The sequence below is a fragment of the Nonomuraea sp. NPDC049646 genome (assembly GCF_044465525.1).
In the GTDB taxonomy this organism is placed as follows: Bacteria; Actinomycetota; Actinomycetes; order Streptosporangiales; family Streptosporangiaceae; genus Nonomuraea.
In genome coordinates this window covers 296682-319192 of sequence record NZ_JBITLU010000006.1, presented here as the reverse complement: position 1 = coordinate 319192, position 22511 = coordinate 296682, and the positions used below count along the sequence as shown (strand labels likewise).

Annotated in this window: 18 protein-coding genes; 13 read left to right on the top strand and 5 right to left on the bottom strand. The window is 73.2% G+C overall.

Going from position 1 to position 22511, the window contains the following annotated elements; translation table 11 throughout:
* Nucleotides 1-4: 4 nt before the first annotated feature.
* The 5 genes from ACIBQ8_RS19965 (at nucleotide 5) to ACIBQ8_RS19945 (ending at nucleotide 7622) form a co-directional block, all read left to right on the top strand.
* Nucleotides 5-1123, top strand: a complete 1119-nt coding sequence (locus ACIBQ8_RS19965; protein WP_397170272.1) for a glycosyltransferase family 4 protein — start codon at nucleotides 5-7, stop codon at nucleotides 1121-1123.
* Nucleotides 1124-1143: 20 nt separating this feature from the next.
* Nucleotides 1144-2235, top strand: coding sequence for a sugar phosphate nucleotidyltransferase (locus ACIBQ8_RS19960; RefSeq protein WP_397170270.1), 1092 nt, complete (start codon nucleotides 1144-1146; stop codon nucleotides 2233-2235).
* 60 nt (nucleotides 2236-2295) lie between these two features.
* Nucleotides 2296-3189: a DNA-3-methyladenine glycosylase family protein gene (locus tag ACIBQ8_RS19955; protein WP_397170717.1), complete on the top strand. Its 894-nt coding sequence runs from the start codon at nucleotides 2296-2298 to the stop codon at nucleotides 3187-3189.
* A gap of 51 nt (nucleotides 3190-3240) precedes the next feature.
* Nucleotides 3241-5793: a bifunctional FO biosynthesis protein CofGH gene (locus tag ACIBQ8_RS19950; RefSeq protein ID WP_397170268.1), complete on the top strand. Its 2553-nt coding sequence runs from the start codon at nucleotides 3241-3243 to the stop codon at nucleotides 5791-5793.
* 116 nt (nucleotides 5794-5909) lie between these two features.
* The gene (locus ACIBQ8_RS19945; RefSeq protein ID WP_397192653.1) at nucleotides 5910-7622 is read left to right on the top strand and encodes a substrate-binding and VWA domain-containing protein; all 1713 of its coding nucleotides are present in this window, start codon (nucleotides 5910-5912) and stop codon (nucleotides 7620-7622) included.
* A gap of 44 nt (nucleotides 7623-7666) precedes the next feature.
* Here the strand turns inward: ACIBQ8_RS19945 and ACIBQ8_RS19940 are convergent, their stop codons facing one another.
* The 4 genes from ACIBQ8_RS19940 to cofD all read right to left on the bottom strand — a co-directional run bounded on the left by ACIBQ8_RS19940 (nucleotide 7667) and on the right by cofD (nucleotide 11147).
* Complete coding sequence (locus tag ACIBQ8_RS19940) at nucleotides 7667-8092, bottom strand: DoxX family protein (protein ID WP_397170264.1); 426 nt, start codon at nucleotides 8090-8092, stop codon at nucleotides 7667-7669.
* A 16-nt stretch (nucleotides 8093-8108) separates the two neighbouring features.
* The gene (locus ACIBQ8_RS19935) at nucleotides 8109-8840 is read right to left on the bottom strand and encodes a lytic polysaccharide monooxygenase (protein WP_397170263.1); all 732 of its coding nucleotides are present in this window, start codon (nucleotides 8838-8840) and stop codon (nucleotides 8109-8111) included.
* A gap of 100 nt (nucleotides 8841-8940) precedes the next feature.
* Nucleotides 8941-10212 (bottom strand): coenzyme F420-0:L-glutamate ligase, encoded by a 1272-nt coding sequence (locus tag ACIBQ8_RS19930; protein WP_397170261.1) that lies wholly within the window; start codon nucleotides 10210-10212, stop codon nucleotides 8941-8943.
* Nucleotides 10209-11147 carry a 2-phospho-L-lactate transferase gene (cofD, locus tag ACIBQ8_RS19925; protein WP_397170259.1) on the bottom strand — a complete coding sequence of 313 codons (939 nt, stop codon included), beginning with the start codon at nucleotides 11145-11147 and terminating at the stop codon, nucleotides 10209-10211. Before cofD ends, ACIBQ8_RS19930 begins: the two co-directional genes overlap by 4 nt.
* 182 nt (nucleotides 11148-11329) lie before the next feature.
* On the opposite strand from cofD, the gene ACIBQ8_RS19920 reads away from it, so the two are divergent.
* The 4 genes from ACIBQ8_RS19920 to ACIBQ8_RS19905 all read left to right on the top strand — a co-directional run bounded on the left by ACIBQ8_RS19920 (nucleotide 11330) and on the right by ACIBQ8_RS19905 (nucleotide 18698).
* Nucleotides 11330-13897, top strand: coding sequence for a hypothetical protein (locus ACIBQ8_RS19920; RefSeq protein WP_397192652.1), 2568 nt, complete (start codon nucleotides 11330-11332; stop codon nucleotides 13895-13897).
* A 321-nt stretch (nucleotides 13898-14218) separates the two neighbouring features.
* Nucleotides 14219-14479: a WhiB family transcriptional regulator gene (locus ACIBQ8_RS19915; protein WP_020546325.1), complete on the top strand. Its 261-nt coding sequence runs from the start codon at nucleotides 14219-14221 to the stop codon at nucleotides 14477-14479.
* Nucleotides 14480-14583: 104 nt separating this feature from the next.
* Nucleotides 14584-17394 (top strand): glycosyltransferase family 2 protein, encoded by a 2811-nt coding sequence (locus ACIBQ8_RS19910; protein ID WP_397192651.1) that lies wholly within the window; start codon nucleotides 14584-14586, stop codon nucleotides 17392-17394.
* Nucleotides 17391-18698 (top strand): DUF5719 family protein, encoded by a 1308-nt coding sequence (locus tag ACIBQ8_RS19905; RefSeq protein WP_397170254.1) that lies wholly within the window; start codon nucleotides 17391-17393, stop codon nucleotides 18696-18698. The genes ACIBQ8_RS19910 and ACIBQ8_RS19905 overlap by 4 nt, the downstream gene beginning before the upstream one ends.
* 44 nt (nucleotides 18699-18742) lie before the next feature.
* Here the strand turns inward: ACIBQ8_RS19905 and ACIBQ8_RS19900 are convergent, their stop codons facing one another.
* Nucleotides 18743-19102, bottom strand: a complete 360-nt coding sequence (locus ACIBQ8_RS19900) for a metallopeptidase family protein (RefSeq protein WP_221762053.1) — start codon at nucleotides 19100-19102, stop codon at nucleotides 18743-18745.
* Between the two features lie 370 nt (nucleotides 19103-19472).
* Between ACIBQ8_RS19900 and ACIBQ8_RS19895 the strand changes: the two genes are divergently transcribed.
* From ACIBQ8_RS19895 to ACIBQ8_RS19880, 4 genes are read left to right on the top strand one after another with little or no spacing between them, the layout of a single operon-like run.
* Complete coding sequence (locus ACIBQ8_RS19895) at nucleotides 19473-19841, top strand: DUF3499 domain-containing protein (RefSeq protein WP_352323386.1); 369 nt, start codon at nucleotides 19473-19475, stop codon at nucleotides 19839-19841.
* Nucleotides 19842-19883: 42 nt separating this feature from the next.
* The gene (locus ACIBQ8_RS19890; protein WP_397170253.1) at nucleotides 19884-21233 is read left to right on the top strand and encodes a phosphomannomutase/phosphoglucomutase; all 1350 of its coding nucleotides are present in this window, start codon (nucleotides 19884-19886) and stop codon (nucleotides 21231-21233) included.
* On the top strand, nucleotides 21230-21397 hold the full coding sequence (locus ACIBQ8_RS19885; protein ID WP_352323388.1) for a Trm112 family protein: 168 nt from the start codon (nucleotides 21230-21232) through the stop codon (nucleotides 21395-21397). The genes ACIBQ8_RS19890 and ACIBQ8_RS19885 overlap by 4 nt, the downstream gene beginning before the upstream one ends.
* Nucleotides 21394-22500, top strand: a complete 1107-nt coding sequence (locus ACIBQ8_RS19880; protein ID WP_397192650.1) for an SIS domain-containing protein — start codon at nucleotides 21394-21396, stop codon at nucleotides 22498-22500. Before ACIBQ8_RS19885 ends, ACIBQ8_RS19880 begins: the two co-directional genes overlap by 4 nt.
* Nucleotides 22501-22511: the final 11 nt, after the last annotated feature.

Below are 22511 nucleotides of genomic sequence, written 5' to 3'. Positions count from 1 at the left end.
CGTAATGCCTCGAGTGCTCGTCGATGCCGCCGCGGTCCCCGCCGACCGTGGTGCGTTGATCCGGTACGTGGACGGGCTCGTGGCCGCGCTCCACCAGGCAGGGACCGATCTGGTCGTGGTCTGCCAGCGTGCGGATGCGGAAAGGTACCAGCGGCTGGCGCCTTCGGCCCGTGTCGTCCCCGGCCCCGTCGCCATCACCAACCGGGCCGCCCGGCTCGCCTGGGAGCAGACCGGCGTGCCGCTGCTCGCCCGCCAGACGGGGGCCGAGGTCATCCACGCCCCCTACTACTCCATGCCGCTGCGCTCCGGCCTGCCGACCGTCGTGACGGTGCACGACGTGACCTGGTTCACCGAGCCCGAGCAGCACAGCCCGGCCAGGGCCGCCTTCTTCCGCTCGGCCACGCGCACCGCCGTCCGGCACGCCCGGCGCGTCATCGTGCCGTCCAAGGCGACCAGGGACGAGCTGGTCCGCGTGCTGTCGGCCGACCCCACCCGCATCGACGTCGCCTACCACGGCGTCGACCTCGCCCAGTTCCACCCGCCGAGCGAGGACGAGATCCGCCGGGCGGCCATCAGGTGCGGGCTGCACGGCCAGCCGTACGTGGCCTTCCTCGGCAACCTCGACCCCCGCAAGAACGTGCCCAACCTCATCCGCGGCTTCGCCGCCGCCGTCAAGCGGCTGGAGACGCCGCCCGCGCTGGTGCTCGGCGGCGGCGTGCACGAGGACGACGTCGACGCCGCCTGCCGCGAGGTCGAGGCCACCGTCCGGGTGATCAGGCCGGGATACCTGCGCGCGCCCGACCTGCCGGGGTTCCTGGGCGGGGCGCTCGTCGTGGCGTTCCCCTCCCGGGGCGAGGGCTTCGGCATGCCGGTGCTGGAGGCCATGGCCTGCGGCGCGGCCGTCCTCACCAGCCATCGCACCTCGCTGCCCGAGGTGGGCGGCGACGCCGTCGCCTACACTGAGCCGGACGCCGACAGCATCGCCGACGCCCTGGGCGAGCTGCTCGCCTCCGCCGACCGGCGGAGGCAGTTGCAGGAGGCCGGGCGGGCGCGGGCCCGCGAATTCACCTGGGAGGCCTCGGCGGAGGCGCATCTCAACTCTTATCAACGCGCAATCGAATAGTTCGCTACTCTCACGGAGTGATGGAGAGCTCTTTGCCAGACCTCGAGGCGATCCTCCTGGTCGGGGGGCAGGGCACACGCCTGCGTCCGCTGACACTGGGCACGCCCAAGCCGCTGCTGCCGACCGCCGGAGTGCCGTTCCTGGCCCACCAACTCGCCCGTGCCCGGTCCTTCGGCGTACGCCGGATCGTGTTCGCGACCTCGTACAAGGCGGCGATGTTCGAGCCGGCCTTCGGTGACGGGTCGGCGCTCGGGCTCTCGCTCGAATACATCACCGAGGAGACGCCGCTCGGCACCGGCGGGGCCATCCGCAACGCCGCCGAGGCGCTCACCTGCGGGCCCTCCGACCCGGTGCTCATTCTCAACGGCGACATCCTGTCCGGCCACGACATCGGCGACCAGGTGCGCACCCACTGCGAGCGCGAGGCCGCCGTGACGCTGCACCTGACGGAGGTCGACGACCCGACGCGGTTCGGCTGCGTGCCGACCGACGAGTCCGGACGGGTGACCGCGTTCCTGGAGAAGACCCCCAACCCGGTCACCAACCGCATCAACGCCGGCTGCTACGTCTTCACCCGCTCGGTGATCGACTCGATCCCGCGCGGCGAGGTCGTCTCCGTGGAGCGCGAGACGTTCCCCGGGCTGATCGACTCCGGCGAGCTGGTGCTGGGCTACGCCGACCGCACGTACTGGCTCGACGTGGGCACGCCGGCCGCGTTCGTGAAGGGCTCGCGCGACCTGGTGCTCGGCCGGCTCGACTCGCCGGCGCTGCCCGGCCCGCAGGGCGAGCACCTCGCCCTCGAAGGGGCGAAGATCTCGGCCGAGGCCAAGGTCCAGGGCGGCACGGCCGTCGGCGCGCGGGCCGTCGTCGAGGCGGGCGCGTCCGTGGTGGGCTCGGTGTTGTGCGACGACAGCGTCATCGAGGCAGGCGCCACGGTGAGCGACTCGGTCGTGGGCAAGGGCGCCCGGATCTGCGCCGGCACGGTCGTGCGCGACGCGGTGATCGGTGACGGCGCGGTGGTCGGGCCGGGCAACGAGCTGCAGGGCGGGGTCCGCGTCTGGCCGGGCGTCGAGCTGCCCGAGCGCGCGGTCCGCTACTCCAGCGACGTGTGACCCCGCCGGGGCCGCGCGGGTGAGCGACCACCCGCCGCCGCGCGGCAGACTGGACAGGTGATGGAACGCAGGTGGGAGCCCGACGGGCCGCTCGACGTGGAGCTGGCCCTCGGCCCCCACCGGCGCGGCACCGGCGATCCCGCCTGGCGGCGCACCCCCGACGGCTCGATCTGGCGCGCCTGCCGCACCCCCGACGGCCCGAGCACGCTGCGGGTGACCGTGACGGCCACGGCTGTGCGGGCCCAGGCGTGGGGGCCCGGCGCCGAGTGGTCGCTGGAGACCCTGCCCGCCCTGCTCGGCGCGCTCGACGACGTCTCCGGCTTCCGCGTCCGGCACGACGTGCTGGCGGACGTGGCGCGCAAGCACGCGGGGCTGCGCATCGGGCGTACCGGGCGGGTCATGGAGGCGCTGGTGCCCGCGGTGCTGGAGCAGAAGGTCGTCGGCCGGGAGGCGTGGCGGGCCTGGCGCCACCTGCTGCGCCACTACGGCGAGCCCGCCCCCGGCCCCGCCCCCGACGGCATGCGGGTGCCGCCCGAGCCGGTCGTGTGGCGGCAGATCCCGAGCTGGCACTGGCACCGGGCGGGCGCGGAGGCCGTCCGGGCCCGGACGATCGCCAACGCCGCCTGGCACGCCGCCAAGCTGGAGGCCGCGGCCACCACGGAGGAGCTCGACCGGCTGCTGCGGGCCCTGCCCGGCATCGGCGTGTGGACGTCGGCCGAGGTGCGCCAGCGGGTCTTCGGCGACGCCGACGCGGTCAGCGTGGGCGACTTCCACCTGGCCAAGCTGGTCGGCTACGCGCTGACCGGGGAGAAGACCGACGATGAGGGGATGATGCGGCTGCTGGAGCCGTATCGGGGGCATCGGCACCGGGCGACGGTGCTCGTCTGGCTCAGCGGTCTGCGTCCGCCCGCGCGGGGGCCGCGGATGGCCGCGCGCGACTACCGGTCCTTCTGACATCCCGCCCTGAGTGCGCGTCACGAACTCAGGGGTGCGTACTGTGCCTCTATGAGTCTTGTCAGTGATTCCGCGCTTCGCCGTGCCCTCGCCCGTGCCCGTGACGGCAAGGCGCTCGACCTCACCGAGGCCGTCGTGCTGCTGCACGCGCGCGGCGAGCAGCTCGACGCGCTGCTCGACCACGCCTCCCGCGTGCGCGACGCCGGGTTGAAGGCCGCCGGCCGGGAAGGGGTGATCACCTACAGCAGGAAGGTGTTCATCCCGCTGACCAGGTTGTGCCGGGACCGTTGCGGCTACTGCACGTTCGCGACCGCGCCGCACAAGCTGGAGTCGGCCTTCCTGAGCCCGGACGAGGTGCTGGAGATCGCCCGGCAGGGCGCGGCGATGGGCTGCAAGGAGGCGCTGTTCACGCTGGGGGACCGGCCGGAGGACCGCTGGCATCAGGCCCGCGAGTGGCTGGACGCGCACGGCTATGACGACACGTTGTCCTACGTGCGGGCCATGGCCATCCTGGTGCTGGAGGAGACCGGGCTGCTGCCGCACCTCAACCCCGGTGTGCTGAGCTGGCGTGACCTCCAGCGGCTCAAGCCGGTCGCGCCGTCGATGGGCATGATGCTGGAGACCACCTCGCGGCGGCTGTTCGAGGAGAAGGGGCAGCCGCACTACGGCTCGCCCGACAAGGACCCGGCGGTACGGCTGCGCGTGCTGGAGGACGCCGGCCGCAGCAACGTGCCGTTCACGACCGGGATCCTCATCGGCATCGGCGAGACCGTCGAGGACCGGGCCGAGTCGATCTTCGCCGTCCGGAAGGTCGCCCGCGAGTACGGCGGCATCCAGGAGGTCATCGTCCAGAACTTCCGCGCCAAGCCGGACACGGCCATGCGCGGCCTGCCGGACGCCGACCTGCACGAGCTCGCCGCCACGATCGCCGTCGCGCGACTGGTCCTCGGCCCCCGCGTCCGCCTCCAGGCCCCGCCCAACCTGGTCGACTCCGAGTACGCGCTCATGATCCGCGCCGGCATCGACGACTGGGGCGGCGTCTCGCCCCTGACCCCCGACCACGTGAACCCCGAACGCCCCTGGCCGCAGATCGACGACCTGGCGGCGCGTACCGCCGAATCCGGCTTCGACCTGCGCGAACGCCTGACCATCTACCCCGAGTACGTGCGGGCCGGCGAGCCCTGGCTGGACCCGCGGCTGTTCGCGCACGTCGAGGCCCTGGCCGACCCCGGCACCGGGCTCGCCCGCGCGGACGCCGTGCCGCAGGGCCGTCCCTGGCAGGAGCCCGACGGCGGGTTCACCGCGGCCGGCCGGGTGGACCTGCACGTCGAGGTGGACACCACCGGCCGGGCGAGCGACCGGCGCGACGACTTCGACCACGTCTACGGCGACTGGACGGCGCTGCGCGAACGCCTCGGCCCGATCGCCGCCTCGACGCCGAGCGACGTGCGGCAGGCGCTGCGGCGGGCCGAGGCCGACCCCGCCGGGCTGACCGACGCCGAGGCCGTCGCGCTGCTGGGCGCGGAGGGCGAGGCGCTGGAGGAGCTGGCGGCCATCGCCGACGCGCTGCGCGCGCAGGCCGTCGGCGACGAGGTCACCTACGTCGTCAACCGGAACATCAACTTCACCAACGTCTGCTACACCGGCTGCCGCTTCTGCGCCTTCGCCCAGCGCAGGACCGACGCCGACGCGTACACGCTGAGCCTGGACCAGGTGGCCGACCGGGCCGAGGAGGCATGGGCGGCGGGCGCGACCGAGGTGTGCATGCAGGGCGGCATCCATCCCGACCTGCCGGGAACCGCGTACTTCGACATCGCCAGGGCGGTCAAGGCCAGGACGCCCGGCATGCACGTGCACGCGTTCTCCCCGATGGAGGTCATCAACGGAGCCTCCCGGACGAACCTGTCGATACGCGACTGGCTGGAGGCCGCCAAGGAGGCCGGGGTGGACTCGCTGCCCGGCACGGCGGCCGAGATCCTCGACGACGACGTGCGCTGGGTGCTGACCAAGGGCAAGCTGCCGGCCAAGGAGTGGATCGAGGTCATCACCACCGCCCACGAGGTCGGCATCCCGACGACGTCCACGATGATGTACGGCCACGTGGACCACCACCTGCACTGGGTCAGGCACATCAAGCTGATCAGGCGGCTGCAGGAGCAGACCGGCGGGTTCTCGGAGTTCGTGCTGCTGCCGTTCGTGCACACCAGCGCCCCGATCTACCTGGCCGGCATCGCCCGTCCCGGCCCCACGGCCCAGGAGAACCGCGCGGTGCACGCCCTGGCCAGGATCCTGCTGCACGGCGCGATCCCCAACATCCAGTGCTCGTGGGTCAAGCTCCAGGACGACCTGTGCCGCCAGGTGCTCCGGGGCGGCGTGAACGACCTCGGCGGCACCCTCATGGAGGAGACGATCAGCCGGATGGCGGGCTCGGAGAACGGCTCGTACAAGACGATCAGCGAGCTGCGCGAGATGGTCGAGGTCACCGGCCGGCCGGTACGCCAGCGCACCACCGAGTACGGCAGCCCCACGGCCGAACGGCTGGCCGCCGCGCAGGCGAGCGACGGGGTGTGCCAGAGCGTGAGAAGAATCTTGCCGATGGCATAGTTGTAACAAGTTCTAACAAGGGTTGCGCCCGGTATGGGAGGCACTGGAAGAATCATCACTCCACTGGAGAGAGGTTCATCGTGCGGTTGGGTCGACACCGTGCCGCGCTGCCTCCCGTGCAGCGACGCAGGAAGGCGCTCCAACGGGGCATGCTGGCCGGCCTCGCCGCCGTGGCCGTCGCCGCCGGCAGCCTGTACGTGGTGCTCGGCGGCGGTCCCGCCCTGTGCGTGTCACGAGATCCTGTTCTGGTCAGCGTGGCCGCCGCCGTGGACGTGGCGCCGGCGGTCATGGAGGCCGCCGGGCGCTTCAACGAGACCAAGGCGTCGGTCGGCGGGCGGTGCGTGCTGGTCCAGGTGACCGAGCAGCCGTCGGCCACCGTGCTGCGCACGCTGATCGGCGACCGGGCCGGCGTGCTGCGCGAACGTCCCGACGGCTGGATCGCCGACTCCTCGGCCTGGATCAGGCTGGCCCGCAGCCAGGGCGCGAGCTCGCTGCCCGCGGGGGAGACCGTGGTGGCCACCTCGCCGCTGGTGTTCGCCACGCGCTCGTCGCTGGCCCGGCGCTTCTCGGTCGGCGGGACCGAGATGAACTGGCGGATGGTCTTCCCGCCGACCGTGCGCGGGCGGCTGACGCCCAGTTCGGGCGAGCCCGACGTCGTACGGGTGCCCGACCCGTCGCTGGTGGGCGCGGGGATCGCGACCGTCGCCGCGGCCAGGGACGTCGTGGGCACCGGGCCGGCCGCCGACAAGGCGCTGACCGCGTTCGTCCGCTGGGCGCAGGCCGGGTCGGCGCCCGACTACCGCAGCATGCTCGACGCCGTGGACGACCGCGGGTTCTGGCAGCGGCCGGTGGTCATCGTCCCCGAGCAGTCGGTGTGGAACCACAACCGGGTGCCCTCGCCCGACCCGGTCGTCGCGCTGCACCCGCGCGAGGGCACGATCGACCTCGACTATCCCTACGTCGTCACGGCGGCCGATCCCGACGTCGCGGAGGCGTCCACCGCCTTCGCCGACTGGCTGAAGGGCGGACAGGCCCAGGAGATCGTCCGGCGGGCCGGGTTCAGGTCGGGCGACGGCCGGCTGGGGCCGCTCTCGCCGGGGCCGCAGCTCCCGTCGCAGGCGCCGAAGACCAGGCCGTCGGTGTCGCAGCAGGACATCGACGAGGCGCTGCGCGCCTGGAGCAGGCTGGCGCCGCCGACCAACGTCCTCGTGCTGGCCGACACCTCCAAGCACATGGCCGAGCCGCTGAACGGCAGCACCAAGGTACGCATCGCGCTGGCCGCGGCCAAGATCGGGTTGCAGCTCTTCCCGAACTCCACGCACATGGGCATGTGGGAGTTCGCCGACAAGGTGGGTGACATCCGCAGCTACCGGCAGCGGGTCAGCCTCGGCCCGATCAGCGAGCCGGAGTCGGGCCAGGTGCTGCGGCGCAGCGTTCTCGACGAGCTGACCAGCACGATCGCCCCCCACCCCGACCTGGACAGCTCGCTCTACGACGCGATACTGGCCGGGTTCCGCAGGATGAGCGGCGACTACCGCGACGACATGAACAACACGCTGCTGGTGATCACCGCCGGCAAGGACGACGGCAAGGGCGTCAAGCTCCCGCGGCTTCTCGACGCCCTGCACAAGGAATGGGACCCGGACAAGCCCGTCCAGATCGTCATCATCGCGTTCGGCAAGGACGTGGACCGCGGCAGCCTGTCGCAGATCGCGGCGGCCACGAACGGCTCGCTGCACGAGGCGCACGAGCCCGGGGAGATCATCGACGTCTTCCTCGGCGCGCTGGCCCGCCGGCTCTGCCATCCCACCTGCAAGCCGGCCGCCTGAGGGGATGCCGGTCGCCCGGCACCCCCTCGCCCTGCGACGGGTTGCTACATCTGGTGCACGGTGGCGTTCTCGCCGCGGTGGTGGAGGCGGGACACCAGCTTGTCCAGCGACCACGCGCCGCTGCCGAGCAGCGCCAGCATCAGGAACGACCACGAGAACATGGCCGCGGCCTCGCCCCCGTTCTGCAACGGGAACAGGCCCTTGGGCAGGTGGACGGTGAAGTAGGCGTAGGCCATCGTGCCCGAGCAGATCAGTGCGGCGACGCGGGTGGCGAGCCCTATGAGGACGAGGCCGCCCGCGCCGAGCTCGATCACCCCCGCCCACCAGTCGGGCCATTGGCCTACGGACGGGGTCGTTCCGCCGTACGGGCCGCCGAGTACGCCGAACAGAGTGGCGGCCCCGTGGCAGGCGAACAGCAGGCCCACCACGATGCGGAACAGCGACAGCGCGGCGTCACGAAGCTTGGTCATCGGTCTGTCCAGACCGTCAGATCCGCTGCCAGAGCGCCGGGACGTTCGGCGGCTCCCAGCCCGCGATGGCCGTGTGGGGCTGCAGGCACCGGTAGGAGACGCCGTTGTAGGTGACCGTGCTGCCCGTGGTGTAGGCCGTGCCGGCCTTCCAGGTGCCCGAGGCCGTCGTGGTCGGCGTCGGGGTCGCGGTCTGGGTCGGGGTCACAGTGGGGGTGGCGGTGGGGGTCGGCTGGCCGCCGCCGCCGATCTGCAGGTCGATGCAGGAGTAGAAGGCGTTGGAGGTGTCGGAGATGTTCCAGATCGCCAGGACCTTCTGGCGGCCGGAGTAACCGGAGAGGTTGACGGTGTGGGAGATCGTCGACGGCGGCTGCTGGCCGTTGCCGTTGAAGACCGCGACCCGGGTGCCGCCGATGTAGTACTCGTAGTTGAGCGTGGCGTGCCTGGCGGTGAACGTCCAGGTGAAGGTCACCGAGTTGCCCACCGAGGTGGCCGGCCAGGGCTTGCTCTCGTCGGCGAGCTGGGCGAACTGTCCAAGACCGGCGTTGCAGCTCCGCAGGCCCTTCGGGCCCTCCACGCTCTGTGGCTCGTAGACGATCTGCCCGCAGTCGGGCACCTTGCCCTGGGCGCAGAACGCCTGCCTGCTGGGCGGCGAGTTCACATAACCGTGGGCGAACGCGGGAGAGGTGTTGAACACCGCCGTGGCGATGGTGATCACCGCCACGGCGACTAACGTGAGAGTCCTTCGCATTGAAGTGGCTCCTTTACATGGGGGGATAGTCCAAATGTAAAGGAAAGTTTCCTAACGGTAAACGGTTGGCTTACCAGATTTCCAGACTCTCGTCAGAGGCTCAGCGCGTCACGATGAAATCGCGCGGGTCACGGGGGGCGCGGTCGCGCGGCGGCGCGGCGGCGTGCCCGATCGCCACGCAGCCCATCGGGTCCCATGACTCCGGCAGGTCGAGCACCCGCCGGACCACCGGCCGGCAGAACATCGTGGAGGACACCCACGCCGAGCCAAGCCCCTCGACCGCGAGCTGGATCAGGAAGTTCTCCACGCCGGCGCCCGTCGCCACGACGAACATCTCCCGCTCGGAGGCGTTGCGCCGGTCGTCGCGGTAGGTGTGCGAGCCCTCCATCACCAGGCACGGCACGACCAGGTAGGGGGCGTTGCGCAGGACGTCGCCGCGTCTGACCCGCTTGGCGATCGACTCCTCGGTGAACCCGTCGCCGCGCAGGTCGTCGATCCACGCCGCGCGCATGGCGTCGAGCAGCTCGGTGCGCGCCTGCGCCGACTCGACCAGCACGAACCGCCACGGGGTCGTGTGGTGCGGCGCCGGCGCCGCGATGCCCGCGGCCACCGCCCTGCGCACCGCCTCGCCGTCGACCGGCCGGTCGGAGAACTCCCTGATCGTACGGCGGGCGAACACGACGTCGCGGGCGCCGAAGCGGAACATGTCCTCGTCGGCCGGCCGGACGAGCGGCCTGACCCCCGGCCCGTCGTCGTCGGTCACCAGGTGGGCCAGGCCGCGCACGATCGCCGCGGGCACGCCGTCGAGCTTGCCCTTGACCAGCTCGGCCGCGCTCGCGATCTCGTCGGCCAGCGCGGTGACGGTGGCGCCGAGCGCGTTGCCGTAGGGGTCGGAGGAACCGCGGAAGTCGTCGAGCGGGCGCACCCCGGCGGCGCCGATCGCCACGTCGGTCAGCCCGTTGCGCCACGGACGCCCGAACGTGTCGGAGACGATCACCCCCACCCGCGCGCCCAGCCCGGCCCTGATCCGCGCCGCCGAGGCGTCGGGGTCCTCGGGCAGCAGCAGGACGGTGCCCGGCTCGGTGTTGGAGGCGTCGACCCCGGCCGCGGCCATGACGAATCCGTGGCGGGTCTGGACGATCACCGTGTCGCCGCGCCTGGCGACGACCCGCTCGGTCTCCTCCTCGATCGCGCTCGCACGGTCAGGCGCCCGGCGCAGGCGCCCCTCGGCCTTACTGACGATCTTGGAGGTGACCACCACGATGTCGCCGTCGCGCAGGTCGGCGTCCTTGAGCAGGGCGGCCACGTCGTCGCCCGGCCGGACCTCGCCGATGCCGGTGACGGCGATCACCTCGACCCGTCGCGAGCTCATCGGGCCAGCTCCAGCGCCAGGTCGAGCGCCGTGCGGGCGATGTCGGCGGCCGCCTCGGCGTCGTGCATGAGGATCGGACGGGACACCACGCGCACGCCGTCGAGCGCCACCCCGGAGTCCTCCTCGGCCACCAGCCAGCCGTCGACCAGGCCGGCGCCGTAGAGGTCGAGCACGGCCTGTGCCGTGGTCTCCACCCCGATGGCCGTCAGGCAGGCGTCGGCCATGCCGCGCACGGGCGCGCCGCCGATGATGGGGGAGACGCCGACCACGGTCTTGGCCGCGACCGCCTCGCGGATGCCGGGGACCTGCAGGATCGTGCCGATGCTCACCACCGGGTTGGACGGCGGCAGGATGACCACGTCGGCCTGCTCGATCGCCTCCAGCACGCCCGGCGCGGGCTTGGCGGTCTCGACCCCCACCAGCGCGAACGACTCGGCCGGGACCGAGGCGCGCAGGCGCACCCACCACTCCTGGAAGTGCACGGCCCGCCTGCCGCGCTCGTCGGAGATCACGACGTGCGTCTCGCAGCGGTCGTCGGTCATCGGCAGCAGCCGCACGCCCGGCTGCCAGCGCACGCACAGGGCCTCGGTGATCTGCGAGAGCGGATAGCCGGCCTCCAGCATCTGCGAGCGGACGATGTGGGTGGCGAAGTCGCGGTCGCCGAGCCCGAACCACTGCGGCTCGACCCCGTAGGCGGCCAGCTCCTCCTTGACGACGTGGGACTCCTTGGCCCGGCCCCAGCCCTGCTCCTCGTCGATGCCGCCGCCCAGGGTGTACATGACGGTGTCGAGGTCGGGGCAGACACGCAGGCCGAACAGGGTGATGTCGTCGCCCGTGTTGCCGATGACGGTGATCGAGGCGTCGGGTGCGGTGGCGCGCAGGCCGCGCAGGAAACGGGCGCCGCCGATGCCGCCGGCGAGTGACACGATGTGCATGCGTCCCAGTCTTCCATCGGCGTCCGACATCCCCGTGGGGGGAGTGGTTCTGCCCCACTTCAGAGCAATGAAGCTCCAGGTATAGGGGTAAATGGGATGGAAGAGGTTCTTGGGACACCCGCCGCGAAAGTCGGCAATGTGGCAAACTCCCTTCGGGCCAAAGGGTCCGATGGGGGTTACTCATGAGCAAACTCAATGCCGCCCGACTACGGGAGCCGGCTGCCTGGATCATGCTCGTCACCGGGCTGGTGGACGTCGTCCTGACGATCGGCCACATCCTGATCGGCTCGGGCAGCCCGCTCGGCGGCGGGTTCGCCACCCGGGCCGCCGCGAACCTGACCGGCCTGACCAGCCCGGTCGTGACCGCGCTGCTCGTGGGCGCCGTGCTGCTCGTCACCAGGACGGGTGAGCGCTCGTCCAAGGCCCGGCTCATCGCCTACGGCTCGGCCGCCGGCCTGCTGCTCGCCGCGGTGTTCGGCGCGCTGGCGCTGATCGTCGGGCTGTTCGCCGGTGGCGGCTTCCGCGGCGTGGTGGAGTACGTGCTCACGGGCGTGCCCTTGCTCGCGCTGACCGCCGTCGGGCTGGCCTACCTGCTCCCCGAGGTCATGCCCGGCCGGGCCCCCATCCCCACCCTCGACGGATACGGCCGCCCGACCACCCACTACGGCCAGCCCCAGCAGTTCGGCCAGCAGGACCAGCCCCCGTACGGCCGCCCCCAGCAGTTCGGCCAGCAGGACCAGCCCGCCTACGGCCAGTCCGACCAGCCTGCCCAGGGCCCGTCCCAGGGCGCTTCCCAGGGCCGGCCCGACGCCGCGCCCCAGCCCGCGTACGCGCAGCCGCACGCGGCGCCGACCCCCTACGGCCAGCAGGCCGCGCTCGCCCAGCTCCCCCCTGGTCAGGACGCGCAGCCCCCGGCCTCCGACGGCCGGCCCGCCTCCTCCGGCTACGCCCCGCAACCGCCGTCGGGCCAGATCCCCCCAGCCTCGGGCTACACCCCCCAGCCCCCGTCGGGCCAGCAGTCGCCGGGCTACACCCCTCAGCCGCCGTCGGGCCAGCAGGCCCCGGCCTACGCGCCCCAGCCGCCGTCCTCCGGCTACGAGCCTCAGCCGGCCTCCGCCGGGTACGCCCCCCAGCCCCCGTCCGGCCAGCACGCCACCGTCGCCTTCGGCCAGCAGAACCCGCAGGCTCCGTACGGCCAGCAGGACTCCCAGGCTTCCTTCGGCCAGCAGGACGAGCAGGCCCCTTATGGCCAGCAGGACCAGCAGGCCGCCTTCGGGCAGCAGCCGGGTTACGGCGGCGGACAGGCGCCGAGCCCCGGCGCGCAGCCAGGCTACGGCCAGCAGCCCCCGAGCCACGGCGGCCACCCCGACCCCTCCACCTCCGGTTACGGCCAGCCCGAGCCGTCCACCCCCGGCTACGGCCAGCCCGCCCCCGCCTTCGGCCAGCCCGACCCCGCCGGTTACGGCCAGCCCGCGCCCTCCGCGCCCGGCTTCGGCCAGTCCGACGCCCCCGGCTACGGCCACCAGCAGGAGACCCCCGTCCCACACGCGGCCGACACGCAGTCCCCCTACGCCCCCCAGACCCCCGACGCCCAGCCCGCCTACGGCCAGGGGCAGGGCCAGGGACACGGCCAGCAGCCCGCCTACGGCCAGCCCGAGCAGCCCCCGTTCGGCCAGCCCGCCCCCGGCCAGCAGCCTGACCAGTCGCCGTTCGGTCAGCAGCCCGATCAGGCCCCCTTCGGGCAGCCCTCGCACGGCCAGCAGCCCGACCAGTCGCCGTTCGGTCAGCAGCCGGACCAGGCTCCCTTCGGGCAGCCCTCGCACGGGCAGCAGTCGGAGCCGTACCAGCAGCAGCCCTACCAGCCGGCCAGGGCCGCGCTTCCCGCCGCGTCCGGCGACCAGCCCTTCGGTCACCCCCAGGGACCGGCCGGTCAGCCGTTCGCGCAGCCGGACCCGGGCTTCCCGCCGCAGGGCTTCGGCCAGGACCAGGGGTACGCCCCGCCCGCCTACACCCCGTCCGAGACGCTTCCCGACTCCGGCTACCAGCCGCCGGCCGGCGAGTACACCCCCGCGCCGTACGTCCCGGCCGACAGCCAGCCCAGCGCGTACGGCCAGTCCGGCTACCCCACCCCCGAGAACCCGTACGCCCCGAGCAACAGCTCCCCGAACGCCTTCGCCGAGCAGGCGTACCCGAGCGGCGAGACCAGCCCGAGCGTCCCGTACCCGCAGACGGAGCAGCAGCAGCCGTACCAGGACCGGCAGAGCGCGTTCGACCAGCAGGGCGGCCAGCCGTTCACCGGCTACTCCGGCCACGAGTACGCCACCCCCGCCTTCCAGGAGCCGGACCCGCCCGTGGACCCGCGCTCCCAGCAGCTCCTGGACGCCTACCAGCAGGCCGAGACCTACCAGAGCTCGACGGCCGCCTCCGGCACCCAGCCCGACCTGCGGGTGCCCGACTACGCCGGCCAGCCGCCCAGGCCGTACGACGACCCGTTCGGCCACCCGCAGCAGGCCCAGCCGTACCAGCAGCAGCAGAACGCGTACGAACCCCAGCAGGGCCAGTACGAGCAGCCCCAGACCTACCGCCCCACCCACCAGGCCCCGGCGGCCGGGTGGAGCGAGGCGCAGGGCGAGTCGACGATGCGGCTCGACCCCTCGCAGTTCGGGGACGCCCTGGGCGCCCAGAACCGCCCGGGTGACGACCCAATCGACCCAACGGCCATATACACGCCCAACGAGCCACGCAGGTAACGGACCGGCAAACGACGGCTAGAGAGAAGGTGGCCCAAAGGGCGGGCGTCTACCCCGCCCTGGTACGGTTCCGACCGCTGACAGCGTTGAACGAACCGGGTCGAAGCCTTGCTGTGCAGGGGGTCTCGGCCCGGTGCGAACACCACATGCCGAGCACACCGGGGCGAGAGTCGGTCTTTCCCCGGATACCGTCATGCCGCTTGACGTCACGTACGGCACGCGCGTGTAATTACAACCATGTTGTTACGCCTTCCCGTGGGTGGGTAGGAGGAAGGCGTCCATGGGGGGCTCCATTGCGGGCGGGCGGCAGGGAGGTGTGCAGTGACCGATCCGGTCATCGCACAGGATCAGCTTGACGCTGAAGAACTCGGATGGCAGGAGCGTGCGTTGTGCGCGCAGACCGATCCGGAGGCGTTCTTCCCGGAAAAAGGCGGCTCCACCCGAGAAGCCAAGAAGGTTTGTCGATCGTGCGAGGTCCGTGCCGAGTGCTTGGAGTACGCGCTCGAACACGATGAGCGCTTCGGCATCTGGGGTGGGTTGTCGGAGCGGGAGCGCAGACGGATCAAGCGCCAGGCCGTTTAGGGGATATGAGCGAAAGGGTCACGCGGTAGCCCGCGTGGCCCTTTTTCGCGTGTGATGTCACCTGTAGGGTGGGCGCGCCTGATCAATGCTGGAGTCGCCCGCCCATGTCACGCCCCCTCGTCACCGCGATCGTCGTCGCCCATGACGGCGGTCGCTGGCTGGGGGAGACCCTGCGCGCGCTGGCGGGTCAGAGCCGCAGGCCGGAGCGCGTCGCCGGGGTCGACAACGGCAGCAGGGACGGCTCGGCCGACCTGCTCGCGCAGACGCTCGGCGCGTCCAACGTGCTCACGCTCCCGCGCTCGGCCTCCTTCGGCGACGCGGTGGCGGAGGTGCTGGACCGGCTGCCGCCGTGCGGCCAGGACGAGTGGCTCTGGCTGCTGCACGACGACTGCGCCCCCGACCGGCGGGCGCTGGAGGCCCTGCTCATGGCGGCCGAGCAGGATCCCAAGGCGGCGGTGCTCGGCCCGAAGCTGCGCGACTGGCTCGACCGCAGGCGCCTGCTCGAACTGGGCGTGACCGTCGGCCTGACCGGGCGCAGGGACACCGGGCTGGAGCCGCGCGAGTTCGACCAGGGGCAGCACGACGGCACCCGGGAGGTGCTCTCGGTCTCCACGGCGGGCATGCTGGTCCGCCGCGACGTCTGGGAGCGGCTCGGCGGCCTCGACCCGCTGTTCCCGCTCTTCCGCGACGACCTCGACCTGTGCTGGCGGGTGCGCAACGCCGGTCACAGGGTGCTGGCCGTCACCGCGGCGGTGGCCTGGCACGCCGAGGCGGCGGCGCGCAGGCGGCGGCGGATCACGGTCAGCGGCGACCATCCGCGCAGGCTCGACCGGCGCAACGCGATGTTCGTCGTCATGGCGAACCTGCCGTTCGGCGTGATGGTGTGGGCGCTGCTGCGGAACCTGGCCGGGTCGGCCCTGCGCACGCTGCTGTTCCTGGTGGGCAAGCAGCCGGCGAACGCGCTGGACGAGATGGTGGCGCTGGGGTCGATCCTGGCGCATCCGGCCCGGCTGCTGAAGGCCCGCAAGGCCCGCCGCGAAGGCCGTAAAAAGGGATTTATCCGTATAAAGCGGTTGTTGACGCCGCCGGGGGCGGCCTACCGGCGGCTGACCGACATGGTGCAGAGCTTCCTCGCCGGCGCGGGCCCCGTCGAATCCGCCGGCCGCCACCACCACTCCACCCCCGAGGAGGACGACGAGGTCACCGCGCCCGCCGACACCGGCGCGGTCAAGGGCTTCCTCCGGCGGCCCGGCGTCGTCCTCATGATCGCCTTGGCAGTGATCTCGCTGGCCGCCGAACGGTCGCTGCTCGGCGGCGACCGGCTGGGCGGCGGCGCGCTGGTGCCGGTCACGGGCGGCGCGGGGGACCTGTGGCGGTTCTACACCGAGGGCTTCCACGACATCGGGCTCGGCACCACCGCCTGGGCGCCGCCGTACGTGGCGCTGCTGGCGCTGGCCTCGACGCTCGCGCTCGGCAAGACGTGGCTCGCGGTGTCCGTGCTGCTGCTCGGCTCGGTGCCGCTGGCCGGGGCGTCGGCGTACCTGGCGACCAGGCACGTCATCCCGGCGGTGCCCGCGCGGGCGTGGGCGGCGGGCACGTACGCGCTGCTGCCCGTCGCGACCGGCGCGATCGCGTCCGGACGGCTCGGCACGGCGGTGGTGTTCGTGCTGGTCCCGATGTACGCCGCGCTCGGCACCACGCTGCTGTCCGCCGAACGCCGCCGCGCGCGGCGCGCGGCCTGGGCGCTCGGGCTGCTGCTGGCCGTGGGGACGGCGTTCGTCCCGCTGGTGTACCCGCTCTTCGCGGTGCTCGGCGTGCTGGCCGCGGTCGCGTACGGCGGCGTGCGGCGCGGCGTGGCGACCTCCATGGTGATCGCGCTCGCGGTGCCCGTCGCGCTGCTGCTCCCGTGGCTGGCCGGGCTGGTCGCCGACCCGGGCCGGATCCTCCTGGAGGCGGGCCTGCACGATCCGGCCCTGGTGGCGGCGGGGCTCGCGCCGGAGTCGCTGCTCGCGCTCAGCCCGGGAGGGCCGGGGCTGCCGCCGTTCTGGGTGACGGCCGGGCTGATGGTGACCGCGCTGGCCGCGCTGCTCATGCGCCGCCAGCGGCTGATCGTCGCGATCGGCTGGGGCGTCACGCTGTACGGCGTGCTGGCGGCCGTCCTGGTCAGCCGGATCAGCGTCGAAGGAGCGCGGGCCTGGCCCGGCGTGCCGCTGGCGTTCGCGGGGACCGGGCTGCTGGTGCTCGTCGGCCTGACCGCGCACCGGCTGGCCGAGCTGCGGGCCGGCGGCGGGCTGCGCAGGATCGGCGCGTCCCTGGTGGTGGCCGCGGCCGTGAGCACGCCGATCCTGGCCGCCGTCCACTGGGTGGCGTACGGGGTGCGCGGCCCGCTGACCGGCCACGCGCCCGACGTGCTGCCCGCGCTGGCCGCCTGGAGCACCCGGCACGGCGAGCGCACGCTGGTCGTCAAGGGGGACGCCTTCACCGTGCTGCACGGCCGTACCCCGCTGATCGGCGAGGCCGAGCTGCCGGTCGCGTCCGAGGGACGGGCGAAGGTGGCGGACGCGGCGCGCGGCCTGGTCGGCGGGCGTGGCGGGACGGACGCCGCGACGCTGGCCCGGCACGGGATCGCCATGCTGGCCGTGGCCGCGCCGGTGCCGCCGCAGCTCGCCAGGTCGCTGGACTCCCAGCCGTCGCTGGAACGCATGAGCCTGTCGGAGGCGGGCGGCCTGTGGCGGCTGACCGAGCCGTTCACCCGCGTGCCCGCCGAGCCGGCGGACGTCCTGCACGCGCCCTGGTTGTGGACCCAGGGCGCGTTGGCCCTGGTCGTGCTGGTCCTGGCCACGCCGGGACGCCGGGCAAGCGGCGCGGTCGAGGGCGTCGAGGCGGCCGCCCCCGTGCCGGCGGGGGCGCGATGAAGGCGTTCGTGGAGAACAGGTTCGGCCTGCTGGCGCTGGTCGTGGTGGCCCTGTCCGCCCTGTACGGCGTCGCCCTCGTCACCCGTCCGGCGCCCGTACCGGCCAGGGCCGAGGGGGCGCGGAAGGTCGCCGTCGAGTCGGTGACCGCCGTCTGCCCCGGCGCCAGGGGCGCGCGCATGAACGTCTACCTGCCCGGACGCCTGTCCCACGAGGTCATGAAGAACGCCGAGCCGTACGTGACGAACGGCCCGGGAGCCCTCGAAGCCGGATACACCACCCGGGTGACCTCGGGCGCGGGCCGCGGGCTGTCCGGGGTGCGCTGCACCGAGCCGGCGCAGTCGGCCTGGCTGACCGGCCCCGGCCCCGCGGCGGCCGACGTGATCCTGCACCTGACCAACGCCGACAAGGCCCCGGCCCAGGCCGACGTCGAGGTGTACGCGGCCGAGGGCCTGGTCTCCGGCGACGCGGGCCGCGGCCTGGAGATCGCGCCCGGCGAGCACAAGGAGATCGACCTCAGGACGCTCGCGCCCTCGGCCGACGTCATGGCGGTCGGCGTGACCACCGTCTTCGGCCGGCTCGCGGTCGCGGCCAGGGCGTCGATGCGCGGCGGCGGCGTGGACTGGCTGCCGCTCGCCGCGCCCCCGGCCACCCGCGTGGTGGTGCCCGGCATCCCCGGCGGCGGCGGGCGGCGCGAGCTGCTGGTCGCCGCCCCCGGCGAGAACGACGTGTCCGTGCAGGTCAAGGCGGTCAGCGAGGACGCCGCGTACGCGATGAGGGGCCGCGAGAGCGTCGACGTGCCCGCCGGCAGCGTGGTCGCGCTGGACGTGACCACCGGGATCGGCGGCGAGCCGGCCGCGCTCGTGCTCACCGCGCCCGCGCCGATCGTGGCCGGGCTGGTCGCCACCGGCACCGGGCAGCGGCTGGACGTGGCGTTCACCGCGGGCACGCCCCCGCTCGACCTGGGCAGCGCGGTCGCGGGCAACGGGCCGGGCGCGCGGCTGCTGTTCACCGCGCCGGACGGGCCCGGCGAGGTCAGGGTGCAGGAGGTGCCGGCCAAGGGCGCGGCGGGCAGGCCGTACGACGTGGCGGTGCCGGCCGGGCGGACCAAGGAGGTGCGGCTGCGCGGCAAGGGCGAGTTCGCCGTGGTCGTCACACCCGTCTCGGGCCGGGTCTACGGCGGCCGGGTCATCGAGGAGCGGGAGAAGGACGGCCTGCTCCTCACCGCCCAGCCGCTCGCGCCCGCGCGCGTGTGGACCGTGCTGCCCGCGCTGACCGACAGCGCCCGCGTGGTGCTGCCCGGCTGAGCCCCGGCTGAGCCGCTAGGTCGGCGGCGGGGTCGGCGGCGGGGTCAGCGGCGGTCGTCGTAGCCCGGGTCGACGGTCTCGGGGGCGAGGCCGAGCAGCGTGGCGACCTGCTCGACCACCGTGTCGTGCACCATCGCGCCCAACGTGTCGCGGTCGCGGGCGCGCGCCTCCAGCGGACGGCGGTAGATCACCACCGCGGCCGGTGACTGGCCGCTGGCCGCGTCGGCCCGGCCGAACGGGATCGGCTCGGTGCCCATGCTCGGGCCGTCGCCCAGCTCGTTGAGCGGCGGCACCTCCTCGACCGCGAACTCCACGGCGGACAGCTGCTTGTCCCACCGCGGCCGCAGCCGGTCGACGGCGTCGAGGACGAGGTCGTCGAAGCGCTCGCTGCGGGAACGGGCCATGGGGACGTGGGAGGGGGCGAGGGGGCCGCGCAGGCCACGACCGTGGCGATCGCGCCGTCTGGGACCGCGCTTTGGAGTCACCGACCAAGTGTAAGGGCACGTGCCGGCGAACCCCCGGAACCCCCGCCCGCGTCGCCGCCGTCAGGGAGCGAGAGCGGGAAGTAGCGCCCGGCAGCGTGAGGCCGAACGGCTCGGAAAGTACGGCGCGGCCGGTGTGGCGTCAACGGTGAGAGGGCAAGGTTGTCCCTCAGGCGCGCGCAACGGCGCATGTGGGTGGAAAGCCTGCGACAGGTGTCCGAATTGTGGCGACACGCTCGTTAAGAGCGCTCAGATAGTGGCGCCTCGCACTCTTACCAGATACGGTCCCTCCGTGAGCCCCGTCCGCCGCTGTTCCCGCACCGCTTGCAGCCAGCCTGCCGTCTTCACGCTCACGTACGTATACGCCGACTCGACCGCAGTTCTCGGCCCTCTGGCGACGTACGCCGAGCCACACTGTTACGACCTGTGCGCCGAACACGCCGAGCGGCTGACCGCTCCCCGCGGCTGGGAGGTCGTCCGGCTCCCCACCGACGGCAACTCCCCCAGCTCAGACGACCTGGAGGCGCTGGCCAACGCGGTCAGGGAAGCCGCCAGGCCCACCCCGTCCGGCAGCGGCGAGCCGGTCGGCCAAGGGGTCGAGGTCGGGCGCAGGGGCCACCTGCGCGTTCTTCGGTCGGCCCAGCAGCACCGCGACCGGTAGGCTCGTTTCACACGACAGACGACCTAGGGGCGGAGCTGGAGAGTGGGCGACCTCGCCAAGATCTTCAAAGCGTACGACGTTCGCGGGGTGGTTCCCGACGAGCTCGACGAGCCGATCGCCGAGGCCGTGGGTGCGGCGTTCGTCGAGGTGACCGGAGCCGCGTCCGTCGTGGTCGCCCATGACATGCGAGAGTCCTCCGTGCCGCTGGCCGAGGCGTTCGTCGCGGGCGCCCGCTCGCGCGGCGCCGACGTCGTGTTCGCCGGGCTCGGCTCCACCGACCTGCTCTACTACGCCAGCGGCAGCCTGGGCCTGCCCGGCGTGATGTTCACCGCCAGCCACAACCCGGCCCGCTACAACGGGATGAAGATGTGCCGCGGCGGCGCGGTGCCGATCGGCGGCGAGACCGGCCTGACCGAGATCCGCGACCGCGCGGCCGAGCTGCTGGGCGCCCCCGCCGCCCCGACCGGGTCGCTGATCGAGAAGGACCTGTTGTCCGGCTATGCCGCCCACCTGCGCGGGCTGGTCGACCTGTCGGCGATCCGGCCGCTCAAGGTCGTCGCCGACGCCGGCAACGGCATGGCCGGCCACACCGTCCCGGCCGTGTTCGAGGGCCTGCCGCTGGAGCTGGTCCCGCTCTACTTCGAGCTCGACGGCAGCTTCCCCAACCACGAGGCCAACCCGCTGGAGCCGCAGAACCTCCTCGACGTGCAGCGGGCCGTCGTCGAGAACGGCGCCGACCTGGGCCTTGCCTTCGACGGCGACGCCGACCGCTGCTGGGTGGTCGACGAGCGGGGCGCGTCCGTCTCGCCGTCGGCGGTCACCGCCCTGGTCGCCACCCGCGAGCTGGCCAAAGACCCCGGCGGCACGATCATCCACAACGTGATCACCTCGCTCGGCGTGCCGGAGATCGTCCGCGAGCACGGCGGCACGCCCGTGCGCACGCGTGTCGGCCACTCCTTCATCAAGGCGGAGATGGCCCGCACCGGCGCGATCTTCGGCGGCGAGCACTCCGCCCACTACTACTTCCGCGACTTCTGGTTCGCCGACTCGGGCCTGCTCGCCGCGATGCACGTGCTGGCCGCGCTCGGCGAGCAGGACCGCCCGTTGTCCCAGGTGGTGGCGGCCTACTCGCGCTACCACGCCTCCGGCGAGCTCAACAGCGCGGTCGCCGACCAGGATGAGGCGCTGGCGCTCGTCCGCGCGGCCTTCGCGGGCCGCGGCGAGGTCGACGAGCTCGACGGCCTGACGATCACCGGCCCCGACTGGTGGTTCAACCTGCGCGCGTCCAACACCGAGCCGCTCCTCAGGCTGAACGCCGAGGCGGCCGACGAGAGCAAGATGAAGGCGATCAAGGACGAGGTCCTCGCCATCGTGGGAAGGGTGTCACTGTGAAGATCGACGACTGGCTGCTGGAGATCCTGGCCTGCCCGGCCTGCAAGGCGCCCCTGCGCGCCGAGGCCGAGACCGAGGAGCTGGTCTGCACGGACTGCGGTCTGATCTACCCCGTGCGCGACGACATCCCCGTCCTGCTGGTCGATGAGGCAAGGAAGCCGTGACCTGGGAGCCCGGGCGGCTCGATGACCAGCAACACCTCACCGCGGCCGATCCGGGCGGCATGCTGCTCGCGGTCGCGGCCTCGGCCGCCCAGGTGCGCACGGGTCACCGTGCCGCGGTGGAGGCCGGCGTCGACCGGCTGTCCGCCCAGGGCCGCCCGCGGGCCGTCGTGGTCGCGGGCATGGGCACGGCGGGCCTGACCGGCGACATCCTCGCGGCGGTGTGCGGCAACGGCGTGCCGCTGCCGATCGTGACGTTGCGGTCCTACCAGCTTCCGGGCTGGGTCGGCGCGACCGACCTGGTCATCGCCGTCTCCGCCACCGGCGACGACGACGAGACGGTCTCCGTCGCCGTCCAGGCCGTCCGGCGGGGGTGCGGGCTGCTGGCCGTGTGCCCGCCGGGCTCGCCGCTGGAGGCCGTGGCCGTGCAGGCGTCGGCGATCCACGTCCCGGTGCGGGTCGAGGGGCAGCCGAGGTCCGGGCTGTGGCTGATGACGGTCCCGGTGATCGTGGCCGCGTCCGCGCTCGGGCTGGTCACGGCCGAGCCCGAGGTGTTCGAGCGGGTGGCCGCGATCCTGGAGGACATCGCCAACCGCTGCCGTCCCTCCAGCGAGTCCTTCGTCAATCCGGGCAAGTCCCTCGCCGCTGACCTGGCCGAGGGCATCCCGATGATCTGGGGTTCCTCGCCGGTGGCCTGCGCGGCGGCGTACCGGCTGGCCTGCCAGCTCAACGAGACCGGCAAGTACCCCGCGGTCTTCGGCCAGCTGCCGGAGGCCGGATACAACCAGGTGGCGGCCCTGGAGGGGCCGCTGGCCGAGCGGGACATCTTCGCCGACGAGGCCGGGCCGACGGTCAGGCTCGTCATGCTGCGCGACGTCGAGGAACATCCGCAGGTCACGCGGCAGCGCGAGGCGTCGCTGCGGCTCGCGCACGACCGTGACGTGCCGGTCACCGAGCTGACCGCGGAGGGCGTGCATCCGCTCGAACGGCTGGCCACGCTCGTCGGCCCGGCCGACTACGCCGCCACCTACCTGGCCATCGGCCACGGGGTCGATCCGACGCCTGTGGCCACGATCACTGAGCTTCGGGCCAGGATTTCGCAATAGGATCCCATGTC